This window comes from Nitriliruptor sp. (genome assembly GCF_040882075.1).
Taxonomy (GTDB): domain Bacteria; phylum Actinomycetota; class Nitriliruptoria; order Nitriliruptorales; family Nitriliruptoraceae; genus Nitriliruptor.
The window spans coordinates 1-4,259 of record NZ_JBBEBZ010000091.1; the positions used below are offsets into that span (position 1 = coordinate 1).

Sequence of the window (4,259 nt, forward strand, 5' to 3'; positions counted from 1 at the left end):
TCCCAGCCCGACACCGGTGAGCAGGCGCTCGAGATCGCCTCGATGCTGATCCGCTCGTCCGCGGTCGACCTCATCGTCATCGACTCGGTCGCGGCCCTGACGCCCAGGGCCGAGATCGAGGGCGACATGGGCGACAGCCACGTCGGTCTCCAGGCCCGGCTGATGTCCCAGGCGCTGCGCAAGATCGCCGGCGACCTGCACCGCTCCGACACCGCCATCATCTTCATCAACCAGCTGCGCGAGAAGATAGGCGTCATGTTCGGCTGCGCGAGCGGTCCCACGCGCGTGACGCTCGCGGATGGTTCGCACGAGACGATCGCGGACATCGTGAACCAGAAGCTTCCCGTCGAGGTGCTCTCGTACGACCATCAGCAGGGACAGATCGTTCCGAAGCGAGTCACCAACTGGTTCGACAACGGACCGACCGAGCAGTTCCTCCACTTCGCCATAGCTCGGGCCGGGGGAGGTGCGGGCCACGGCGAGTCGCGCATCGAGTTCACACCGAACCACCTGATCATGACACCCGGCGGCTGGCGAGAGGCTCAGGAACTCCAGGTCGGGGATCGAGTGATCCAGTCGGTTCCGGCGTACCTGTCCGCGTTCCAGTGGGACGTGCTGCTCGGAGGACTGATGGGCGACGGCTGCTTGTCGCCGTCCGCGAACGGGCTCAGCGCTCGCTTCCGTACGGGGCACGGTGCCAAGCAGTCGGTCTACGCCGACTGGAAGGCGTCGCTCTTCGCCAACGTTAACGTCTCCCGCACGACGAACGCCAAAGGCGCGGTCTTCCACGATTTCCAGCCGCTGCCCGAGTTGGCGGAGCTGCGCGAGGCGGTCTACATCGGGGGCAAGAAGGTGCTCAGCGACGAGTACCTCAAGCGGCTGACACCGCTGTCGCTCGCCATCTGGTACCAGGACGACGGCACCTTCCAGCTCCGCTCGAAGGGACTCCAACAGCGAACCGAAGGCGGAAGTGGGCGAAGCGAGGTCTGCGTCGAAGCTTTCGAGCACTCTTCTCGCGAGCGGCTCCGTGATCACCTCGCGGATACGTGGGGTGTTGAGGCCAAGCTTACGAAGCGTGGTTCGCGTGGGATGGCCTTCTTGATCCTCTCGAGGAGCGAGACAGACAAGTTCCAAGAGCTCGTTGCCCCGTACGTGCATCCCTCGATGCAGTACAAGCTTCTACCTCGTTACCAGGGCCGGTTCGACGTTCAGCCGGAACTGGGCGACAAGCGGTTCGTTCCGATGCCGATGACCATCCGGCGCATCGACCTGCGCGATGCCCCGAGGGGTGACGACCACCGGTACGACATCGAAGTCGAAGGCACGCACAACTACTTCGCCGATGGCATCATGGTCCACAACTCGCCCGAGACCACCCCTGGTGGGCGGGCGCTGAAGTTCTACTCCTCGGTCCGCCTGGACGTGCGTCGCATCGAGACGCTCAAGGACGGCACCGACGCGGTCGGTAACCGGGTCCGTGTCAAGGTCGTCAAGAACAAGGTCGCGCCGCCGTTCCGGCAGGCCGAGTTCGACATCATCTACGGCGAGGGCATCTCCAAGCAGGGCTCGCTCATCGACGTCGGTGTCGAGGAGGGCATCATCCGCAAGGCAGGTGCTTGGTACACCTACGACGGCGAGCAGCTCGGGCAGGGCAAGGAGAACGCCCGCAGCTTCCTCAAGGAGCACGAGGACGTCGCGCTCGAGATCGAGAAGAAGGTCAAGGAGAAGCTCGGGCTGTCGCCGCTGGCGGCCACCGAGCACCCGGTCGAGGACGAGGACGACGGGTTCGACGACCTCGACTGACCGCCACGGCCACGGGCCGGACCGACGGGTCCGGCCCGCACCCGTCCGCCACCTTCCGACCGAGGAGACCGCCGTGCCTCGTGACGCCGAAGCCTGGCTCGCCGAGCGTGGGATCGAACGCGAACCGATCCGCGTGAGCCCGCGCCCGGCCCAGCCGGACCCCGGTACCGCGCGGGCCGGGGCTGCTCCCGGCGGCGATGGTGACGCGCCCCGCACCGAGGTGTCCCGTCGTGAGGCCCAGCAGCTGGCCGAGGCCGCTTCCGCGGAAGCGGAACGACGGACGGCCGAGGTAGCGGCGACCCGACCGCCGGCCGAGGCCTCGCTCGGTGACGACGTGGCCGTGGGGCTCGCCTTCGTGCGCCGGTCCACCGCCAACGCACCGCAGTCGGTCGGACGGCTCCGTCGCAAGCTCGCCGAACGGGACACCCCGGCGGCCGCGATCGATCTCATCATCGAACGGGCCCACGCCGAACGGTTGGTGGACGACCTCGCCATGGCGACCGCGCTCGTCGAGGAGCGCCGCGCCAAGGGGCACGCACCGACCCGCCTGCGTAAGGACCTGGTCGGCCGCGGGTTCGATCGGGACACCATCGACCAGGTGCTCGCCCCGGTCGAGGCCGAGGATCAGGAGGCCGCGGCGTTCGCGGTCGCCCGCTCCAAGGCCGACCGGCTCACCGGTGTCGACGGCGAGACCGCCTACCGACGTACCGTCGGGCACGTCGCCCGCCGCGGGTACCCGGAGGGTCTGGCTCGGAAGGTCGCCCGCATGGCGGTGGACGTCAGCCGCGATCCGCAGCGCAGCGCCGGCCACTGACCGCGGTGGCATGTAGGGACTGCACTTGACCACGTTCACTCACTGCACTTAACCTCGTGAAGCGACGCGAACTCCTCGAGAAGCTCCGCTGCGCGGCCCGCGGCGCTCCGCAACCGTGGTGGGCACGAGGTGTTCTCGCTGGACGGTCTCCGTCTCGCGATCCCCAACCACCGAGAGCTCGCAGAAGGCACCGCGCGATCGATCATGCGACAGGCAGCTGCCAAGCTCGGAGAGGAGTGGTGGACGTGACCACCTACCGTGTCACCGCCACCCGCGAAGCTGACTGGTGGGCGCTTGTGGCCTTCGACGTCGTGGGTCGCGAGGTGGCCTCCCAGTCACGTCGTCTCGACCAGGCAGATGCCACGATCCGCGAGGCGATCGCCTTGGTCCTGGACGTCGAGGAGGACGCGTTCGAGGTGGATATCACCCCGGACCTGAAGCCCACCGATGTGTCCGCTGGAACGCTCGAGGCGCTCGAGCTGCGACGCGTCCTCGCTGAGCTGACCGACCGGGCCCGTCGCGAGACACCGGCCGCGGTCGCTGAGCTACGACGGGCTGGTCTGACCGTGCGCGACGTCGCTGGGCTCCTCGGCGTCACGCCATCGCGGGTCTCGCAGATCGAGAAGCGAAGCTCCCTGGCGAGCTCCGCCTGACACCGTTCGACGGAGCGGGAGCGACCGAGGTCGGACAGTGAACCCGCGCGGGAGCGTGTTCTGTGGTCGTCGGAGGTGTGAGCCGCGGTGGTGGGGGCGGTGAACCCGCGCGGGCGCGTGGTCCGTGGCCGTCGGGGAGGTCAGGGGGCTCGGGTGCGTTCACCTCGGACGATGCGGGCGCGCTGCGGGCCGAGGGTGGCCACCGGGTCGCGGGCCGACTGGAAGCCCGCCCGGTAGACCGCCCAGCGCGTGCAGACGCTACCGGCCAGGAGCAACACGGACCCCGCCGCCGTCACCGCTCGGCGTCGGCCACCACCCGTGGCGACCATCGCCGCGCCGGTGATGGTCGCGATCCTCGCGGCGCGGTGGAAGCGCCCCGCCTCCTCGCGCTCGTACACGTCGCCGATCGGGCCGAGGTGGCGGCGCATCCCCGCATCGACCGCGAGCTCGAGCCCCGCGCCGATCACCGCCGCGCGACGGGCGGGCCGCGACGCGGCGGGCGTCACCGTCAACGTCGCGGCGGCTCCGGCGGCCGCCAACCCCGACGCGGCGAACAGCGGCGGCAGGTGACGTCGTGCCTCGTGCCACACCGGGATCGAGGTGTCGGCCACCAGCGCGCCGGTGTAGACCGTCATGCCGGCCCCCAGACCCGCAGCGGCGCTGTCAGCGAGCAGCGACAGGCGGGGCGCCCGATCGAGCACGCGCAGACCCGTCGCGCCGATCGCGGCACCGGAGTAGCTGGCGAGGATCCAGCTCCCGACGCTCATCACCGACGTCGGCTTGAAGACCCGCAGCATGTTGAGGAACCGCGCCGGACGTCCGAGGTCGGCGATCAGCAACGGCGGGCTGACCGCCGCGCCGGCTGCGGCGATGAGACGGGCGCGGTCGGCCAGCTCGGTGTTGCCCGTCGCCCGCGCAGCGAGGACCACCACCGACGAGGCGCCAGCCATCCCGCCGGTGAACAGGTACCACGGCACCTCCCACGTCCA

4 protein-coding genes are annotated in these 4,259 nt (G+C 69.6%); 3 read left to right on the forward strand and 1 reads right to left on the reverse strand.

The window, feature by feature from the left end; all coding sequences use genetic code 11:
- The 3 genes from WEB03_RS04945 to WEB03_RS04955 all read left to right on the forward strand — a co-directional run.
- Positions 1-1,803: recombinase RecA (locus WEB03_RS04945; protein WP_368069844.1), on the forward strand; the 1,803-nt coding region annotated here is incomplete at its 5' end.
- Between the two features lie 73 nt (positions 1,804-1,876).
- Positions 1,877-2,617 carry a regulatory protein RecX gene (locus tag WEB03_RS04950; protein ID WP_368069845.1) on the forward strand — a complete coding sequence of 247 codons (741 nt, stop codon included), beginning with the start codon at positions 1,877-1,879 and terminating at the stop codon, positions 2,615-2,617.
- A gap of 245 nt (positions 2,618-2,862) precedes the next feature.
- Positions 2,863-3,270, forward strand: coding sequence for a hypothetical protein (locus WEB03_RS04955; protein WP_368069846.1), 408 nt, complete (start codon positions 2,863-2,865; stop codon positions 3,268-3,270).
- Between the two features lie 140 nt (positions 3,271-3,410).
- Here the strand turns inward: WEB03_RS04955 and nrfD are convergent.
- A partial coding sequence (gene nrfD, locus WEB03_RS04960) for an NrfD/PsrC family molybdoenzyme membrane anchor subunit (protein ID WP_368069847.1) occupies positions 3,411-4,259 on the reverse strand: 849 nt, incomplete at its 5' end.